General features: G+C 64.4%; 12 protein-coding genes and 1 pseudogene. 4 read left to right on the top strand and 9 right to left on the bottom strand.

The features are described 5' to 3' along the window. Window positions 1-41: 41 nt before the first annotated feature. The 4 genes and pseudogenes from ACRHIG_RS10660 (at window position 42) to ACRHIG_RS10645 (ending at window position 5,497) form a co-directional block, all read left to right on the top strand. Window positions 42-2,699 (top strand): TonB-dependent receptor, encoded by a 2,658-nt coding sequence (locus ACRHIG_RS10660; RefSeq protein WP_489630147.1) that lies wholly within the window; start codon window positions 42-44, stop codon window positions 2,697-2,699. Window positions 2,700-2,866: 167 nt separating this feature from the next. After that, the gene (locus ACRHIG_RS10655; RefSeq protein ID WP_489630146.1) at window positions 2,867-3,151 is read left to right on the top strand and encodes a hypothetical protein; all 285 of its coding nucleotides are present in this window, start codon (window positions 2,867-2,869) and stop codon (window positions 3,149-3,151) included. Window positions 3,152-3,195: 44 nt separating this feature from the next. Then, window positions 3,196-4,091, top strand: a pseudogene (locus tag ACRHIG_RS10650) (MurR/RpiR family transcriptional regulator). A gap of 83 nt (window positions 4,092-4,174) precedes the next feature. Continuing rightward, entirely contained in the window at window positions 4,175-5,497 is a 1,323-nt protein-coding gene (locus ACRHIG_RS10645) for an aspartate aminotransferase family protein (RefSeq protein ID WP_489630145.1), read from the top strand. Here ACRHIG_RS10645 and ACRHIG_RS10640 read toward each other — a convergent pair. The 9 genes from ACRHIG_RS10640 to tssF all read right to left on the bottom strand — a co-directional run bounded on the left by ACRHIG_RS10640 (window position 5,494) and on the right by tssF (window position 16,375). Next, entirely contained in the window at window positions 5,494-5,757 is a 264-nt protein-coding gene (locus tag ACRHIG_RS10640; protein ID WP_133989897.1) for a PAAR domain-containing protein, read from the bottom strand. The genes ACRHIG_RS10645 and ACRHIG_RS10640 overlap by 4 nt on opposite strands. Window positions 5,758-5,785: 28 nt before the next feature. Further along, window positions 5,786-6,247 carry a hypothetical protein gene (locus ACRHIG_RS10635; RefSeq protein ID WP_489630144.1) on the bottom strand — a complete coding sequence of 154 codons (462 nt, stop codon included), beginning with the start codon at window positions 6,245-6,247 and terminating at the stop codon, window positions 5,786-5,788. Between the two features lie 832 nt (window positions 6,248-7,079). Continuing rightward, complete coding sequence (locus ACRHIG_RS10630; protein WP_489630143.1) at window positions 7,080-7,541, bottom strand: hypothetical protein; 462 nt, start codon at window positions 7,539-7,541, stop codon at window positions 7,080-7,082. A 62-nt stretch (window positions 7,542-7,603) separates the two neighbouring features. Continuing rightward, window positions 7,604-8,167 carry a hypothetical protein gene (locus ACRHIG_RS10625; RefSeq protein ID WP_489630142.1) on the bottom strand — a complete coding sequence of 188 codons (564 nt, stop codon included), beginning with the start codon at window positions 8,165-8,167 and terminating at the stop codon, window positions 7,604-7,606. A 322-nt stretch (window positions 8,168-8,489) separates the two neighbouring features. Further along, entirely contained in the window at window positions 8,490-10,739 is a 2,250-nt protein-coding gene (locus ACRHIG_RS10620; protein WP_489630141.1) for a T6SS effector phospholipase Tle3 domain-containing protein, read from the bottom strand. Between the two features lie 23 nt (window positions 10,740-10,762). Continuing rightward, window positions 10,763-12,496: a DUF2345 domain-containing protein gene (locus ACRHIG_RS10615; protein ID WP_489630140.1), complete on the bottom strand. Its 1,734-nt coding sequence runs from the start codon at window positions 12,494-12,496 to the stop codon at window positions 10,763-10,765. Further along, window positions 12,397-13,506: a contractile injection system protein, VgrG/Pvc8 family gene (locus tag ACRHIG_RS10610; protein WP_489630139.1), complete on the bottom strand. Its 1,110-nt coding sequence runs from the start codon at window positions 13,504-13,506 to the stop codon at window positions 12,397-12,399. The genes ACRHIG_RS10615 and ACRHIG_RS10610 overlap by 100 nt, the downstream gene beginning before the upstream one ends. A 20-nt stretch (window positions 13,507-13,526) precedes the next feature. Further along, the gene (gene tssG / locus ACRHIG_RS10605) at window positions 13,527-14,582 is read right to left on the bottom strand and encodes a type VI secretion system baseplate subunit TssG (RefSeq protein ID WP_489630138.1); all 1,056 of its coding nucleotides are present in this window, start codon (window positions 14,580-14,582) and stop codon (window positions 13,527-13,529) included. Then, window positions 14,543-16,375 (bottom strand): type VI secretion system baseplate subunit TssF, encoded by a 1,833-nt coding sequence (tssF, locus tag ACRHIG_RS10600; RefSeq protein WP_489630137.1) that lies wholly within the window; start codon window positions 16,373-16,375, stop codon window positions 14,543-14,545. Before tssF ends, tssG begins: the two co-directional genes overlap by 40 nt. Window positions 16,376-16,410: the final 35 nt, after the last annotated feature.

Genomic DNA, 16,410 nt, shown 5'->3' with positions numbered 1-16,410 from the left:
CGCAGCGTTCTCAACATAACTAAAATACAGGTGGAGACAAGATGATGCAATCGATGGCAACGGGCACCCGCACGTCCCGGCACAACACACGGCTGACCTTGAAGGCCACGGTGGCCGCGCTGGCCGGCGCAGGCCTGCTGAGCAGCGCTTCCGTCTGGGCGCAACAGGCGCCCGCCGCGGAAACACCAGTGGAAGAAACGGCACCAGCGGCAACGCCAGCCGACAGCGGCATCGCCGTCGTCGCCGTCACGGGCGTGCGCCGGGCAGCGCAAAGCGCGCAGACGATCAAGAAGAACAACGACCAGGTGGTCGATTCCATCGTCGCCGATGAAATCGGCAAATTCCCCGACAAGAACGTGGCCGAAATCCTCGGCCGCGTGACGGGCGTGCAGATCCGCCGCGAAGGCGGCGAGGCCGGCTCCGTCATCATCCGCGGCTTGCCCGGCGTGGTGACCCTGCTGAACGGCCGCGAGATGTTTACCTCGGTGGGCCGCAGCCTGTACCTGGCCGACATTCCGACGGCCATGCTGCAGCGCGTGGACGTATATAAGTCGCAGGGGGCCGACATGGTCGAAGGCGGCACGGCCGGCGTGGTCGACGTGCGCACCAACCGCCCCTTCGATTTCAAGGGCTTTACGGCATCGGGCAACGTGCGCGCCGAGCACCGCGACAAGTCCGGCTCGACGGACCCGAACGTCAGCGGCATGCTCTCGAACCGCTGGAAGACCCCATACGGCGAATTCGGCGCCCTGCTCGGCCTGTCCTACCAGCGCAGCAAATACTATGACGAGACGATCTGGAACGCCGAACCCGTCAAGCGCTCCGAAGCGGGCAATATCACGGGTCCCGACTCCGTCGGCATGATCCCGACCGTGGGCGACCGCAAGCGCTACGCGGCAAATGCCGCCTTCCAGTGGCGGCCGAACTCGCAGGTGGAAGTGTATGCGGAAGGCATGTCGACCCTGATCAAGCATGCGTTCGACAGCCAATTCTTCGTCGGTTCGCTGCCCTGGGGCCAGAACCCGGACATCACGCTGATCCCCGGCACCAGCCAGGCGGCCACGGTGGGCAAGATCGACGGCCCGTGGTCGCCGTTCACCCTCGGTTCGACCCAGGCGCGGCGCGACCGCTCGATCGGTTCGCAAGGCGCCATCGGCGCGCGCTGGGACATCACGCCGCAGCTGCGCGCCACGACGGAACTGGCGCGCACGGTCAGCAACTTCGAACGCGAATTCCCCATCCTCGACTTCCTCGCCCATCCGACCAGCGTGATCGGCAGCACGAACGTCAACGGCGGCGCGCAGATCAGCTACCCCGGCTACAACATGACCGATCCGAAGAACTACACGCTGCTCGGTTTCTACGACAATCATAGCCACGACGAAGGCAGCTCCACCGACTGGCGCGGCGACCTTACCTACGACATGGACAGCACGGGCTTCTTCCGCGAATTTTCGGGCGGCGTGCGCCTGGCCAAGCGCAAGGCCGAATCGATCCGCGAAAAAAATGGCCAGGGAGGCTTGTCTTCGACCATGTATGCGGACGCGATTCCCGGCCTGGCGTGCGCCTCGCACGACAACACGGGCAACTTCGGCCTGCAAAGCTGGCTCACGCCATGTCGCGACTTCATGCTCAACAACACGGCCGTGCTGCGCCAGCTGTTTACGGGCAGCAGCGAACGCAGCCCGGACGATCCGATGACCCATTACAAGGATGTGGAAAAAACCAACGCCGTGTACGGCAAGGCGCGCATCGGCTTTGACCTGGCGCAGGTACCGGTCGATGGCACCTTGGGCGTGCGCGTGGTGCAGACGAAGCAGGACTTGCAAGGCAATTCCTCGCAAAACGGCATCGTCACGCCCGTGCGCGTGAAGACGTCGGATACGGACGTGCTGCCCAGCCTGACCCTGAAAGCCATGCTGCGCCAGGACCTGATCGCCCGTCTGACGGCCGGCAAGGCCGTGCAGCGCCCCAACTTCGCCGACTTCAACCCGGGCGTAAGCCTGGGCCAGAGCCTGGAAATGGTGCGCCCGACGGGCGGCGGCGGCAATCCCGACCTCAAGCCCGTGGAAGGCAAGAACCTGGACCTGGCGCTGGAATGGTATTTCGCCCAGACGGGTTCCGTCACGGCCACCGTGTTCCGCCACAACTTCAAGAATTACATCCTGTCCGGTTCGGCCAAGGAAACGTACAACGGCATCGAGTACGACATCACGCGTCCGCGCAACACCTCGAAGGGCCATCTGCAGGGCATGGAGATGGCCTACCAGCAGTTCTACGACAAGCTGCCCGGCTGGCTTGGCGGCCTGGGCCTGCAGGCCAACGCCACCTACATGACGGGCGAGCTGGAAGAACTCAATGGCAGCGCGCACCCGTTCACGGGCATGTCGAAGTGGTCGGCCAATATCGTCGGCCTGTACGAACAGGGACCGTGGTCGGCGCGCCTGGCCTACAGCTGGCGCGACAAGTACGTCGACGACTACAACTACCGCGGCAAGGGCATCCACCTGACCGTGGCGCCGACCAAGACCCTGGACGCGTCGGTCTCGTACAAGCTCAACCCGCACACCACGGTGACGCTGGACGCGAACAACCTGCTCGACTCGACCTACCGCGACTACCACGACACGCCGGAGTATGTGCGCGATGTGCGGCGCTATGACAAGGTCGTCGGTTTATCGATACGCTGGAGCTACTAACTCATTCCCCCTTTCTTCCTTCGAGGGTTTTCAGCGCCAGCCGGCAACGGTTGGCGTTTTTTTGCCTTGTGGAATCTATCCGACATAGGAATTGATGTGGCGCAAAGCGATGGCGCCGGGGCGCTTTTATGCTGGCAGCTTGACTAGCGAACCCGGCGGGGGACAGCATGCGCAATGCACGGCCCATCGATACACAGTTATTCCAGCCCGACATCCCCGTACGGCTCGACATGCGCACGGCGGCGCTGGTCGAACATGCGCTGGCCTTGCAGGAAATGGCCGGCACGGGCGCCGCCGCCCTGTTTTTGCATTGCCACGACGTGCCGCTGCCCACCGCCTTGCGCGTGCTGACGACGGGACCGCGCCGCAAACCGGCCGGGCCGCACCTGTTTGCCCGCCTGCGTCCGCGCACGGCCGCCCGTGCGCAAGGCACGCCGCTACCGGTGCGCTGACGAATCCTGTACCATCGCCGCAACCTACTACATGAGGCACGGCGATGCAGGCAGCGACACCCCACGACACCTATGCGGCACTGATGGACCTGATCAAGGCGCGCCATGCGGAACTGAGCCCGCAATTCCAGGCCGGCGCCCGCTACCTGGCCGACCATCCGGACGAAGTTGCCGTGTCCTCGATGCGCAGCATCGCTGCGCGCGCGCAAGTCCAGTCGGCCGCCCTGGTGCGCCTGGCGCAGCAGCTGGGCTTTGCCGGCTGGCCCGAACTGAAAGCCATCTTCGTCGAACGCCTGCGCGCGGGACCTGCCGGCTACGCGGCCAAGGCGGGCGCGCTGGCCGGCAAGGAGGGGACAGAGCGCGACCTGGTCACCGAAGTGTTCACTGTGCAGCAGCGCAACCTGGCCGCTACGGAAAGCGCCAACCACGCCGCCCTGGACGCGGCCGCCAGCCTGCTGCAGGCGGCGCCCCGCGTGCACGTGGCCGGCTTTCGCGCCGCCCACCCGATCGCCTACACCCTGCACTACCTGTACCGGCTGCTGCGCCCAGCGTGCAGCTGCTGAGCGGTCAGGGCGGCACCCTGGAAATGGACTTGCGCGCCCTGCAGGCGGGCGAAGCCGTCGTCGTCGTCAGCTTCGCGCCGTATTCGAGCGAAGCGCTGCTGGTGGCGCAAACGGCGCGCCAGGCCGGCTGCCAGGTGGTCGCCATCAGCGACAGCGCCATGTCGCCGCTGGCCCTGCAGGCCGACGCCAGCATCGTCATCGCCGTCGACAGCCCCTCGTTCTTCCCTTCCATCGTGGCCGGCGTCGCGGCCGTGGAAAGCCTGGTGGAATTGCTGGTGGCACGCGCGGGACCGGATGCCGTCACGGCCATCGGCGCGGCGGAAAGCCAGCTGCGGGCGCTGGGCGCCTACGCAAAAACATCGAATGATGTAAATTAAAAACAAATACATCAATCGTTGCAATGCGGCGCAACGCCTCCTATAATCGGCCATTCCCCCTTTGCCGATAAGAAAGCGATGCCATGAGCCATGTCTTCCACCGCAGCCTGACCGCCACCTACCCTGTCGCCACAGGCGGCGACGGCCCTTACCTGATCGACGCGGACGGCAAGCGCTACCTGGACGCCTGCGGCGGCGCGGCCGTCTCTTGCCTCGGCCATTCGGATACGGCCGTGATTTCCGCCGTGCAGCGGCAGATTGCGACGATGGCGTATGCACACAGCTCGTTTTTCACCAGCGAGCCGATGGAGCAGCTGGCCGATTTCCTCGTCGCCAGGGCACCAGCCGGCATCGACAGCGTGTATTTCGTCTCCGGCGGCTCGGAAGCGGTGGAAAGCGCGCTCAAGCTGGCGCGCCAGTATTTCGTCGAGCGGGGCCAGCCGCAGCGCCGCCACGTCATCGCCCGCCGCCAGAGCTATCACGGCAATACCCTGGGCGCGCTGGCCACGGGCGGCAACGCCTGGCGCCGCCAGCAGTTCGAGCCATTGCTGATTGGCGTGACCCATGTGTCGCCCTGCTATGCCTGGCGCGACCAGCAGGCGCATGAAACGGATGCCGCCTACGTGGCGCGCCTGGGCCAGGAGCTGGAAGACCATATCGCCGCACTGGGCGCGGAGAACGTCATGGCCTTCATCGCCGAACCCGTCGTCGGCGCCACGGCCGGTGCCCTGCCCGCAGTAAACGGCTATTTTGCGCGCATGCGCGCCATCTGCCAGCGCCACGGCATCCTCCTGATCCTCGACGAAGTCATGTGCGGCATGGGGCGCACGGGCAGCCTGTTCGCCTGCGAGCAGGAAGCCATCACGGCCGACCTGATCTGCATCGCCAAGGGCCTGGGCGCCGGCTACCAGCCCATCGGCGCCGTGATGGTGTCGCAGGACGTCCGCGAGACCATCCGCGCCGGCACGGGCTTCTTCCAGCACGGCCACACGTATATCGGCCACGCCACGGCGTGCGCCGCCGCCCTGGCCGTGCAGCGGCAGATCGAGGAGCGCGATTTATTGGCCAACGTGCGCGCCATGGGCGGCTTGCTGCAGGAGCGGCTGCGCCAGCGTTTCGGCGGGCACCCGCACGTGGGCGACATCCGCGGCCGCGGCCTGTTCCTGGGCCTGGAACTGGTGCAGGAGCGCGCCGGCAAGCAGCCGTTCGACCCGGCCCGCCGCCTGCACGCGCGCATCAAGGCGCAAGCCATGCAGAATGGACTGATGTGCTACCCCATGGGCGGCACCATCGACGGCCTGCACGGCGACCACATCCTGCTGGCGCCGCCCTACATCATCGACGCCAGCCACGTCGATGAGCTCGTCGACAAGCTGGGCGCGGCCATCGACACGAGCCTGGCCTAAGCGCGCCCGCTGTTGCCCACGGTAGACATCAGGCTGGCGCCGCAGCTGGTCTTGTGGCCATCGAAGGCCACGGGCACGCCGTCGATCAGCACCTGCGGATCGCCCTCGGCGATCACGCAGCGCACGTGGCCCTTGATCGGACACACGCAAGGGTCGCCCTTGCGCGCCACGGCCACGCCCAGCACGGTACTGTTCGGTGCCGCGCCCACCACCTTGCCGCCATGGCTGGTGGGATCGTTCAAGCGGATCACGCCACGCATGCTCTTCTCCTTGAATAGGTAAAACGCTTCATTGCGAAAACCCTTGGTAATACTCGGGCGCATCGTGGCGCAAGCCCCACCAGGGCAGGTAGGCATGATTGCCGCCGCGCGCGCGGAACCAGGGCTTGCCGGGCTGGATCGGCCGCACGACGGCGGGCGGCGCCACCACCAGCGCCACGGGGGCAAGCAGGTCGCTGGTGCCGGCCACCAGCACGGGTTTGCCGAAATGGTGCGCATAGGCGATGCCCAGCGCGACGTTCGTCAGCGCCGTGCCCGCGCCCGTCTCGCCCAGCACGGCCGTCAAGTTGAAGCTTTGCTTCAGCAGATCGAATTCCGGCAATTGCACGGTGAGCGTCTGCGCCAGCGCACCCAGCCGCGCGGACGAATCCGGGTGCGAATTGCCGGCATCGTGGATGAGATAGCCGATGTCAGTATCCGGCCTGTTCGCCTTCGCCGCCGCCTCCTCGATGGCCGCCGTCCACGCCTGCACCAGGCGCGGCGGTTCGCCCTTTTGACTTCAAAATCCGCAGCCTGTTTCGTGCTTGGATACCCTAGCCACGCCAGCGGCGCCCGCTCCGTCTTGTAGTCGGGGCCGGCCAGCACCAGCAGCACCAGGTTCTCGTTGATCTGCCGGTCCAGCGGCCGGCTGGGTGCATCCCAGTTCATGGCCCAGACGGTTTCCTTGGGGTGCGTTTGCAGATAGTCGAGTGCGGCGGAGAGCGAAGTAAAACCTGCGTTGGGGCCGCCCATGGTGATGCGGACGTCGGGTGGGGTGGAGCGGGTCCAGAGGGTGGGGAAGTTTGGGTTGCCGATATCAAAGATATCACGAATATACTCGCGCACAAAATTCGTCGCATCTGCAAGATCAAGCTTTCCTTCAGGAATCGCATACTCAACGTGGATGCCGGCCAATTCACGCCAGCGCGATCTATCCTTTGCTGAGTGAACATTGTAGAAATATTCAGGATCTGAAAAATACGGGCTACGGAATAAATTCATAACTTCACGAATGTACTTCCGATGATAACCGCGAAACGTTTCCTGACCTTCATTTCCAGCGACGACAGGTGAGACAGCCTGTAAGCTGGAATACTTGATAGTGTTTTCCTTGACCATATCGTCGCCAGGATTTGGCTGTACCAGCCCCAAGGTCCACAGCAACTGCCATTGCGTGGGGTAATCCCGACGTTGCAAAGGGTTCAGCCATTGCAGTCCCACCACCTGCGCCATAAACGGACCGCTGTGTGGCACCGTTGCCTCCGGCAATGGCGGCGTCGCGCACGCGCCAAGCAACATCGACATGAGCACACCGATCAGCGCCCTCATTGCGAAAACCCTTGGTAATACTCGGGCGCATCGTGGCGCAAGCCCCACCAAGGCAGGTAGGCATGGTTGCCGCCGCGCGCGCGGAACCAGGGCTTGCCGGGCTGGATCGGCCGTACGACGGCGGGCGGCGCCACCACCAGCGCCACGGGGGCAAGCAGGTCGCTGGTGCCGGCCACCAGCACGGGTTTGCCGAAATGGTGCGCGTAGGCGATGCCCAGCGCCACGTTCGTCAGCGCCGTGCCCGCGCCCGTCTCGCCCAGCACGGCCGTCAGATTGAAGCTTTGCTTCAGCAGATCGAATTCCGGCAATTGCACGGTGAGCGTCTGCGCCAGCGCACCGAGCCGTGCCGACGAATCCGGGTGCGTATTGCCCGCGTCGTGGATCAGATAGCCGATCTCCGTATCCTGCCTGCTGGCCTTCGCCGCCGCATCCTCGATGGCCTCCGTCCACGCCTGCACCAGGCGCGGCGGTTCGCCCTTTTTGACTTCAAAATCCGCAGCCTGTTTCGTGCTTGGATACCCTAGCCACGCCAGCGGCGCCGCTCCGTCTTGTAGTCGGGGCCGGCCAGCACCAGCAGCACCAGGTTTTCGTTGATCTGCCGGTCCAAAGGCCGGCTGGGCGCATCCCAGTTCATGGCCCAGACGGTTTCCTTGGGATGGCTTTGCAGGTAGTCGAGCGCGGCGGAAAGTGACGTAAAACCGGCGTTGGGGCCGCCCATGGTGAGGCGAACGTCGGGTGGGGTGGAGCGGGTCCACAGGGTAGGAGAGTGGATGTTGCCGATGCTAAAAGTTCTTGCAACTCTTTTGCGCACAAATGCTATCGTTTCGACCGGATCGAGCTTACCTTCTGGCAGGGCATATTCGATATGAATACCAGCCAACTCTCGCCAGCGTGATTTGTCCTCGGCTGAATGAACGTTATAAAAATATTCCGAGTCGGAGTAATACACATCATGGTACAAGTTCATTAACTCATTAATGTATTTTTCATGGTATCCATCGAAAGTTTCAGAGCCTCCATTACCTATAGCAATGGAGGCAATACTCTGCAACTTAGAATATTTTTCAGGTTTTTCTTTTACCATATCATCGTTCGGATTAGGCCGTGCCAGGCCAAGGGTCCAAAGTAGCTGCCATTCAGTGGGATAGTCTCTACGATGCAAAGGATTTAACCATTGCAACCCGACTACCTGAGCCAGAAATGGTCTCTGCACTAAAGATCCATCAATAGGAACGACAGGAGTCACTATGTTTGCCGATGTACGTAAACGGGCGCAAGCTGACAAAACTAAAACAATCAAAAACGCACCGAGTATAGATAACAATATAGATCTAGCCATGACATGATCTCCAACAAGATAAATATTTACCTAATATTTAGGAATTTATATGAAATGTGATTTCTCTTTATAAAAATGCTCGTTCACCGGAATTAGGACGAGAATCAAGAGCAGGGTTCTCTCTCACGTCAACTATGGATACAGGAAGATTTCCTTCTCCACCAGTCTGCTGAGACCATTGAGTAATGGTCAAACCATGCAATTTCCCATCATTAAAATATTCTTCGAACAATTTAGCGGATTCAGTATTATTTAGTGCCCTCAACAACCGCCAATCCGCCGCCACCCTCAACTTGCGCAGCTGGTCCGGCTTGATGCGGCACACGCCCACCGCCACGTCATACGCAAGCGCCCGCTCTGAGTGCATGGGGTTGGTCAGGATGGTGGAATGGTCGGTGGCGTAGGCGCCGGCCTGACTGGACATCATTTCCCCTACCCGCGTGCTGCGCCATTGCAGGTACTCGGCGTCGGGCGTGGCGTTGGGCATTTCCTGCTGCACTTTTTGACCCGCTGGACTTTTCCCTTCCCGTACGGCTTGCGCGCGTATCACCGCGCGCTGCTCGAATCGCAGGCGCGCCTCGTCATCGGCCGTGCCCCTGGCGCTGTCCATGCGTTTGGCTTCATTTTTCCCCGCCCGCCCCTGCAGGCCGCCGGGCGGAATCTCATGATCGGCAAGGAGATCGTCGCCGGGCGCGCGCTGCTTGCCCACCTGGCGCGATTCGCCGGGGGGCTCGTAGCCTTCGTCGAATTCCTCGCTGGTCTGGCCAAAGCGCAAGGACTGCGGCTTGAAGGGCGGCAGCAGGTCGGGGGCGCTCAGTTCAATTTTCCAGTCTTTGTGGGGCGAGGCATTGCAGGGGCTGCTGGCCAGGCCCGTTGCCACGATAAACAGAGGCGCAAATCCGACCGTCAGGATGGTGGAAAAGGCGCCCTGGCTGGCCTCCACGCCCTGCTTGATGGAATACGACGCATATTTCTGCGCCGGAAACCAGAAGTCCTTGCCGCCCGGCGCGGGCTTGCGCCAGTGATCGGTCCAGTAGTGATAGCTGCCCTGCTTGCCCACCTCAAACCCCTGGGCAAACACGCGCTGCACGCAGACGCCTGCGGCCTCGGTGGCAGCGAGCTCGCCGCCGTCCTTGCTGTCCTTGGCCAGCGAACCCGACAGGCCGCGCCAGCCGATGCCCTCGATGGCGACGGACGACACCACCACATCGTGCGGATTGCAATAGATGGTCACCCGGCCATACGATGATTTCTTGCCGCCCCGGGCGGCGCCGGCAATCCCGTATTGCTCGCGGTCCGCCGCGGCGGAAAAACCGTGCTCCAGGTTGGCCATGCAGCGGTCGATTTCCTCGTCCGTCTGCGCCTCGCCCAGGCTGGCGCGCTGGCCGATGATGGCAAAGAAGTTTTTCAGGGTGGCGATGCGCGCCTGCACCGTCACCCGGCCCGTGCTGCCGTCCGCCGCGCGCAGGTTGCCGGCCACCCAGTTCTCGGCGCTATTGCGTTTCGCCAGGCTGTACGGCGAATTGCAAATGACATAGTTGTCGGCCACGCAGGGAAAACTGTCCTTTACCTTGGGCAGGTTTGCGCCCAGAAAGGCGGCCGCCATCGCCACCATCGTGCCCTGGCTGTGGCACACAATGGTGACGGGCACGTCGGCCTGCTGCTGGCGGATGGCTTCGACCAGCCTGGCCAGGCGGTAGGCGGCCAGCACGAAATACGCTCGCGGCGGGCAGCTGTACACTTGCCGTTCCGGGAAAGGATTCATGTGCTGGATCTTGTTCCACAAGAATAAACCCTCGCTCAGCCCGTCCTTCCACAGGTCGGCCAGCGCGCTGCAGCCATTGGCAAACGGCCCGCCACCCCAGTAATTGTCTTCGTTCAGGTAGATGCCCTTGCCGTATTGCTGCAGTTCCTCGCCGGAAGCCTTGTAGCCCCAGCGAAAACGGATCACGGGAGAAAAAGTGCCGGCATCGCGGATCAAGGTATCGGCCGACATCTCCGGATGGAGAAAGCCTTCGGCCGTGATTTCGGCGCCATAATTGACCGCCTTCAGTTCGCCGCCTTCCACGCCACGGTGCTGCATATGATGGCAGGAACGCTTGAGGCGTTCGTTGAGGCCGTTGCACAGTCCCTCTTCGGCCGCCGCGTACCACTCGCCATCGGAATTGACGCCGTGCACGAAGATCACGATGCCGGGCAGCGGCAGTTGCTGCAGCGTGTCCCGGTCGCTGCTCTGGAAATTGGCGTTGCAGGAAAACTGACCGAGGATGTCGATGTCGGGGTCGTCGCACAGCGGCGGGTGGGGATCGAATTGCATGGCGTGCTCTCCAGTGACGGGGTTCAGGAACGGCGGCGGAAGAAAAATCCCTTCAGCCGCTGCAGGTGGTCGGTCGCCACCTTCGGCCCGCGCCCGTCGGCACCGCTGACGCCCGTCACGGGACCGTCGCCTTCGCGCTCGATGTGCACTTCCACGCCTTCGACGGGCAAGCCGTCGGTGGGACGCAGCAAGCGCGGCACGCGGCCCAGCTCGCCTTCGCCGAAGGTGGGCAGTTCCGCCTTCATGCTGCCCGGGCCGTTCCAGTGGTGGCCATCGGTCTTCACCGTCAGCGCGCCGGGACCGCCCAGTTCCACCGCGCCGCCGGACAGTTTCAGGTAGGCGCCGCCCGCCGTCATGAAGGTGATTTCGTCCTGCGCCATGCCGACCAGGCGCGTGCCTGCCGTCAGGCGGATGTCCTTGGCGGCGTCCGCCTGCAATAAATCGTGCTGGCTTTGCAGCAAAAACTTGCCGAAATGGGCCACCTGCACGATGCCGTCCTGGTGCGCGAACAGGGAAATGCCCTTGCCCCCGTTGACGTTGCAGCGCTGGGCCGCGCTCAGTTGCAGATGCTGCTGGGCCACCAGGTCGATATTCGCGCCCGCGTTGCCGGCAATGGTCCGGGGCGTGCTCAGCGCCACGCCCTCGGGCGCCGTGATGCTGACGGCGGGCTGGTCGGCGGCAATCGCCGCTCCCAGCGTCTTGCTGCCGGCTGCGTCCAGAGCCAGCGCCTGGTGCTGGGCGGCAAAATCGCCCAGGGAGGTCAACAATTCCAGGCACTCTTTCATCAGGGCGGCATGCTCGCTGCCGTCGAGCTGCTTGCCGCTGGCGCCCAGCTGTTTCCAGGCCGAGATCAGCAGCGAACGGGCCGTGCGCACGCTGCCGCTGGCGTCGCTGCGCAACTCGAAGCCATCGCCGCGCTGCCGCCCTGCGCCGTCGCTGCGCGGCTCCGTCAGGTAGCCGAGGTTCAATTGCGTGGCCGCCTGGTCGCTGGCCAGCTGCGCGCTGATCTGCGACGGCGTGTCGTCGAAGCACAGCTGGTTGCCGCGCCCGCCCCGCACTTCGCGGCTGCGCATGCCGGACAGATAACGGTTGCCCGGCAAGGCGCCGCGCGCGCTCAGGCCCGGCGGCACGCCCACGGCGTTGTACAGCTGGCCGACGATGATGGGCCGGTCCGGGTCGCCGCCGAGAAAGTCGATCAGCACTTCCGCGCCGATGCGTGGCAAGCTCAAGGTGCCGCATTGTTTGCCGCTGCCCGGGCCATTGCCGGTCCAGCTCGATGCCACGCGCACCCAGGCCGAATCGCGCTCCGTATCGGACGCGCCGGAGCCGTTGGCATGCGCGTGGTCCGGGGCGCGCGTGGCGCCAAAACGCACCTTGACGCGCCCCAGCGCATCGCAATGCACTTCTTCGCCGGCGGGCCCGACGACCAGCGCGCTTTGCAGGCGGACGACGGGGAAATCGCTGCGCGGGTCAAAAGCGGGCACGATGGCGATGCCGCGCCGCACGCAAGTAAAACGGTTGCGGTAGCGCAAGGCCGGCTGGCCATCGGCGCCTGCTCCTTGTGCCGGGCCGGCATCGCACTGCCAGCCGCTCTGCGCAAACAGGCGCCCGACCCTGGCATCCAGGCCTGTCGGCAAGTTATTGCTGGCCGCTACGCTCAAGGCCGTGATGACGAAACTGCGCTCGGCCGCCGGGTGGCTGTCGATATCGGCATGCCCTTCCAGGCTGAACCATTGGCCCGCGCAAAAGTCGCGCACGCAGCCTTCTCCTGGAAACACTTGCTGTCCATATCGTGACGCGCCATCGCCAGCTGGCCCAGTTGCCGCAATTCGTCATTGCTGCCGGCGGCCAGCGGCGGCTCCACGATATAGTCGTCGAGACTGGCCGCCAGGCGATTGCCATTCCCGCCCTGATCTGCGCCGCCCTGCGACTGCGTGGCCATGAACTGCGGACTGTGCGGGTGGCCATCGTCCCAGCTGTAACGTTCGGATTTTCCTGCTTGCAAGCGACGCACGGCGCTCCAGGCCGTCACGGTGTCCCTTTCCTCGGTGGCGTCATCGCGGTGATAGCGCACCGTGCCAGCCGCGTTTTCCGTCAGGCGGCTGGCGTCGTCGAACAGCAGCAGGGCATGCACGGGCGTGGTGGCGGCGTTCGGGCCGGACGGCGCTGCCGCCTGGAAGCACCAGGCGATGCCGCGGCGCCTGAGAAGGCGGCGGATAAAGGCGGCATCGGATTCATTATGCTGCATCGTGAATTCGCGCACGGGCAGGCTGCGCGCCGCCAGCGCCGCATCGATGGACAGATCCAGGCTGGCGGCGAGCACGCTATTGCCCTGCCGCCATTCTTCAAACAGCAGCTGGACGATCTGCAATTCATGCTTGTTGCGAAACACGCGCGTGTTGACGCGCTTTTCCATCAGGGCCAGGCCGTCGCGCAGTAGCAGCTGATAGGTGGCCAGCCCGCCGTCGCTTTGCCCCGCGCACGCTTCGGCGACGATGCCGCAGACCCTGCGCAGCTGCCCCTGGTCCGTCACGATCTGCAATTCGGCCGGCACGGCGATGAACTGTTTCAGCGGCAACCGCGCTTCGGTGGCGACGCACAGGATGCGGTACTCGATCCCGCCGCAGATGGCCTCGCTGCCGCTGACGCGCTGCGGCAGCAAGACATCCTCATTGCTGCCTTCCGGGTAGGCGAGGCGCAGCCGCAAGGCCCGGTTGCCGGCGGTCAAGGCCTTGTCCACGGCCATCCATTGCGCGAAGTCTTCCATGGTTTTCTTCCTTCCAGCAGTCATCGGGGCACAATATGTATGGCGGTCTCAGGCGGAACCATCGAAGCGTATGTCGTAATGCATGTCGTCACGGTCACGGGCCGGCAGCTTGCCGGCCAAAAAGCATCCTGCGCCAGGCAGGCGCCCGTGCCCAGGGCGCAGGTGCGCACGTCTTCCCGCCGCAGCACCAGGCGTATTTCAAAGCTCATGCCGGGCAAGCCGAACAGCGCCAGCATCTGGCGCAGGGCCAGCGCGCCCGGCCGGCCGGGCAAGAAATCCTCGTAGACACGGCGCTCCAACGGTCCCAGCACCAGGCGCACGCGCAAGTCGGCGCGCCGGCAGCGCTCGCCCAGCATGGCGCCATGCCCCAGCCGGGCGTGCGCGGTGGCCAGCAGGGTGCGCTCCTGCGGCGCGCGCCGGAACCAGGCGCCCACAAAACGCTGCATGCGCACGGGCACGCCGAAATACTCGGCCAGCACCGCCTGCATCACGTCGGCCGCCACGGGCCGATGCCGCAGCAAGGCCGCGTAATGGGCCAGCACATGCGCAGGCAAGCCATCCTCCTGCCGTGCCACCTCGGCAGGCCAGGCACCGGCCAGGGCCAGTTGCAGGGGCAGGAAATCGCCGCCGTCGGCGTCCATCTGGCATTCGATACGGTAACGTGCCCAGGCCTGGTAAAACAGGGCCAGCGCGCGCTGCGACAGCGTATCGAGCCAGTCACGGGGACCGCCATCGCCCGTTTGCCGTTCGTGGCGCGCGAGCGTTTCCGTGTAATGCAGCGGCAAGCTGCCATGCACGCCCAGAAAACCCAGCATTGCCGCTCGCACATGCACCTGCGTATGACCATCTGCTTCCGGCTCCAGCCACAGCTGTTCGATTTCTCCCGGCGCAAACGACAGCGATGCGCTGCCATGCAGGCGCAGGCAATCATCAAACACCTGCTCCTGCGAGATGCCCTGCTGCATCAGCCAGGCAGACAGCAGCCGCACCGCCTGAAAGAAGCCGGTGCCGGACGGATCGGCCAGCAGGCGCGCGACTACACCAGCGCCTGGTTTCCATTGCGGGGCAGGCAGCACAGCAACTCCTTTCCAGTCTTCTGCGACAGGACGATCAGGCGGGTAAACGAGCCCAGGTGCACATACAGCCCGAGAAAGCGTTCGATCACCTGGGCAAATGCATGCAAGCCGCTGCCGACAAAGGCTTCCTCATCGACGGACAGCAGGACGTCGATGCCGAACACCAGACTGCCGCCCGCCTCATCCTGCAGCCAGGTACTGGCGGCGCGCTGGCACAGTCCCGTCATGCCCGCGATCTGGCGCGCGGCGCTGGCCGAACCGGACAAGTTGTACAACTCGAGTATTTGCTTGAAGAGCGGCAAGCCCTGCTCGCTCAGCGACTGATGATTCAGCGACAGTTGCGCGATCAGCCGCCAGTGCGACGCCACTCCCGCAGGGAAGCGGCACGGCGCGCTGGGCTTGCGCAGCAGGCGCACCGGCAAGGCGCTGGCCACGCCGTCATGGCGCAAATCGCCCGCGGCATTGCCGAACACCAGGCGGCTCGGCAAATCGCGGTTGCTGCAGGTAAGCATGATGGATACCGTTTGCGTGGCGTCGTGCAGCGGCTGCATGGCGCCGTCGACAAAGGCGATGCGCATGTCATGGCCGGGATTGCTCAGCGCCATGTCTTCGTCGCGCCGCGTCACCCAGTAGCGCCCCTGGCGCCCGCCCGCCTCGCCGTGGCGCATCGAATAAAATGGGTAAAACGTGTCCAGCGCGGCGCCCTGCGCCGTTTCACCGAGCACCTGCACACTGTCGACGCTGTGGATATCGTAGCAATGCGCCTGTCTGACCGATGGCAGCAGCACATGCTCGGCGCTCGCGTGCGTCAGGCGGATGGGATTGGCCGCCTGGCGGAACAGGTTGACGACGGGCGTGCATCCCGTCACCAGATGCCTTGCCGACAGGGGCCGCAGGATGCGCGCGATATCCGCATCGGCCTGCACGTCGGCCAGCAGCAGATGCACGGTGCAACGCCGGCACGCCGGAGGCAACAGCGGGCGCAGCGCGGCCATATCCAGGTCGACGAAATTGAATTTATCCGGAAAGGCAAACCATTCGCCCAGCAGGCGGTAGGCGGGATGCGAGGCGGCTCGGGCCGGTATCAAGGCGTCTGCGGCGGCAAAACCGACCGGGTGCAGAGGCACCGCGTCCAGCGCATGCCAGGCGCCATCGACTTCCACACAGGCGCGGCGCGTGCGCAGGAACAGGCTGTCGCGCAAGGTGGCGCAAAACGCAGGCTCGCCGTCGAGGAACAGGCGCAGCATCGACAGCGGCAACCCGTCCAGCGTGGCTGTGGCGCCCGTCGCTTCGAGCGTGATGCTGATCGCCGCACCCAAGTCCGGCGTCAGGCGCAATGCGGGCGGCGCCGCCACGATGGACTGAAAGCGCACGTCGGACAGGCGCAGCGGCGCCACGGCGACCTCGTAGACGGTGGTGAACTTGCAGGTGACGCCCTGATGCTCGGCAGCATGCATGAGCGTGCCGCGCGGAATCATGGCCGGCTCGGTCAACGTCGCAAGGTCGTTATCGATGCGCGCAATGGCGCAGGCAGGAAACGGGCGCAAATAATGGGGAAAGTTCACTTCCAACAAGGTTTCGCTGAAGGTGCCGAAACCATCGGCCAGCCGTTTGGCCGTACGCGCGTTGAACATGGCAAACGCCTGCAGCATGCGCGCCAGGTGCGGGTCGCCCATGTCTCCGCCCTGAATGCCCAGCGCTCCCGCGATGGCCGGATAGCGCCGGGCAAACGCCTGGTTGTGCGCATGTAAGGTGCCCAGTTCGCGCTCGTAAAATTGCAACAACTCATCCATGCCCGCTCCCAACGCCTGACCCGCACATGTAGGTA

This window comes from Janthinobacterium sp. C22, assembly GCF_057919405.1.
The sequence above is the reverse complement of the archived record's forward strand: the minus strand, read 5'-3'. Positions and strand labels throughout refer to the sequence as shown.

Bases quoted from the DNA above. Each gene is read 5' to 3' on its own strand.
- ACRHIG_RS10660 (WP_489630147.1), top strand. From the start codon at position 42: ATGATGCAATCGATGGCAACGGGCACCCGCACGTCCCGGCACAACACA.
- tssF (WP_489630137.1), bottom strand. From the start codon at position 16,375: ATGGATGAGTTGTTGCAATTTTACGAGCGCGAACTGGGCACCTTACAT.
- ACRHIG_RS10625 (WP_489630142.1), bottom strand. From the start codon at position 8,167: ATGGTAAAAGAAAAACCTGAAAAATATTCTAAGTTGCAGAGTATTGCC.
- ACRHIG_RS10620 (WP_489630141.1), bottom strand. From the start codon at position 10,739: ATGCAATTCGATCCCCACCCGCCGCTGTGCGACGACCCCGACATCGAC.
- ACRHIG_RS10640 (WP_133989897.1), bottom strand. From the start codon at position 5,757: ATGCGTGGCGTGATCCGCTTGAACGATCCCACCAGCCATGGCGGCAAG.
- ACRHIG_RS10655 (WP_489630146.1), top strand. From the start codon at position 2,867: ATGCGCAATGCACGGCCCATCGATACACAGTTATTCCAGCCCGACATC.
- ACRHIG_RS10610 (WP_489630139.1), bottom strand. From the start codon at position 13,506: ATGGAAGACTTCGCGCAATGGATGGCCGTGGACAAGGCCTTGACCGCC.
- ACRHIG_RS10645 (WP_489630145.1), top strand. From the start codon at position 4,175: ATGAGCCATGTCTTCCACCGCAGCCTGACCGCCACCTACCCTGTCGCC.